A 2,029-nucleotide genomic window follows, 5' to 3' on the forward strand; every position below is an offset into this window, starting at 1 on the left:
AAGAGCCTCGGGTGCGAAGGATGCTGGCGCGGTCGCTGAAGTGCTTAGTGCCGTCGATGACGGCCTATCCTTTGCGGGTTCTACTATGGCTTCAGGCCCGGACGACCCCCCCATGGCGCCGGATGCATTTCATGCGGCGATCATGAGCCAACGTGTGAGTTGGGTACTCGATGCCGACCCCGTATCCTGCAACTAATGCCTGCGGGCGGGTGCCGCGGTGGACCGACTTGTTCATCACGCAACGATCATTCGAAATGAACGTTGAAAGCTATCGACGACGTTCCACCCATGGGGGTCAAACGCCGGCGCGGCAGGCCAGCCTCATTCGCGACAATCAAAGGCACCGCCAGTTTGTCGCGCGCATTGCCTCGCCTGAACTGCTCCCTGAGAATGGGTTATTGCCTCATCTAAATTGCTCCCGCCGAATCAACCTCGGGAGCTGTGATGAGGAAGGTCAGCATGGCGACACGTGCGGAATTGGTGGCAGCGATCAGTTGTCGCTATGTGTTAGGCGGGCGGGCCGAGAAGGCGAGGATGTTAGACGAGTTCGTGGCGCTCACGGGCTTTCATCGCAAGCATGCGATGCGACTGCTGCGAGGAGAACGCAAACCGGCGAAGGGTGGTCCTCGGCCAGGGCGCCGGGTTTACGGCGACGACGTGCGGGCAGCGCTCGTCGTTGTTTGGGAGGCGTCGGATCGAATTTGCGGCAAGCGACTACACCCCCTGTTGCCAACACTAATCGAAGCGATGGAACGTCATGGACACGGCGATATGAATAGCGAGACGCGCCGGCGACTCTTGACGATGAGCCCAGCGACGATTGATCGGGTCCTCAAGGATGGTTCGCGAGCAAACGGTACTGATCACTGCGTTGGCCGAACTGCGCAAGTTGCTGCCGTTCCCGCTGCTGGGCTTCGACACCGATAACGACAGTGTGTTCATGAACGAGAGTGTTCATGAGTATTGCTTGCGCGATAATATCGAACTTACCCGTTGCCGCCCTTACCGAAAGAATGATCAGGCATTTGTCGAGCAGAAGAATGGCGCAATCGTGCGCAAGATCGTTGGATACCGACGCTTCGAGGGGCTGCGAGCCACTCGGGAGCTGGCCAAGCTTTATTCGTCAATGCGGTTGTTCGTGAATTTCTTTCAGCCATCATTCAAGCTGAAAGAAAAGCACCGTGACGGAGCCAAGGTGATCAAGCGCTATCATCGTCCTGCCACACTCTTCCAGCGGCTGCTTGACGACCCACGCACGCCGGAGGATACATGCCTTTGGCTCAAGGCGATGTACCTGACGCTCGAAGACTTTCTTTCTGGCTTACGGATTGCTTGGCGTGGTGGTGAAGTGAAACCGACTGCCAGCTCCAAGCCAGCGGCCAAGCGAGAGCGGCGGAGGCCCGATCCTCTACTCGCCGTCACTGCCGAACTCGAGGAATGGTTCGAGGCGGAGCCTTGGCGAACTTCGCGAGAGTTGCTTGAACGCTTGCAGGTCAAATGCCCCGGCGTGTATCCCGACGGCCTCATTCGGACCGTGCAGCGCCGAATGAAAATCTGGCGCAGTACACAGGCCATGCGCTGGTGTTCGGGCCATTCGCCGATGCCGCGCGGCAGACGGAAAGTATAGAGGTCGGGCAGTGAGATCATTACCGAACAATACAGGATCGTCATCCGCGCTCTTACCGCCAGGTTGGCCTTCGACAACCGACCCCACCGGAAAACATGATGACCGCCCGCGAAGCCGCCCGCTCGCTACAGCGCTATTGAGAGGCGCGCTCGCGAGCGGCTTCGCTACCTCCGTCACCTGCACCAGGTGCGGGGATACGATCGGAACAACCCGTGAGGCATTCGAAAACATCGAGTGAGCCAACGACATTATTCTCCGGGAACACTCTTGGGTGAGGCAATACGGCGTCTCATCCTGATCGCCGCCCCATAGGTCGCATAACTATCAGGCGTGCAACGGGTTCTGCAAGCAGCTACACCGCAATGGTTCCGTTGCCTGAGGCGGCGAAATCAGAAAGGCCGG

1 pseudogene is annotated in these 2,029 nt (G+C 58.7%); it reads left to right on the top strand.

Annotated features, from left to right (window positions below):
- Positions 1 to 444: 444 nt before the first annotated feature.
- Positions 445 to 1,627, top strand: a pseudogene (locus AF337_RS14065) (transposase).
- The last annotated feature ends 402 nt before the right edge of the window (positions 1,628 to 2,029 follow it).

It is taken from the genome of Rhizobium ecuadorense, assembly GCF_001187535.1.
GTDB classification, from domain to species: domain Bacteria; phylum Pseudomonadota; class Alphaproteobacteria; order Rhizobiales; family Rhizobiaceae; genus Rhizobium; species Rhizobium ecuadorense.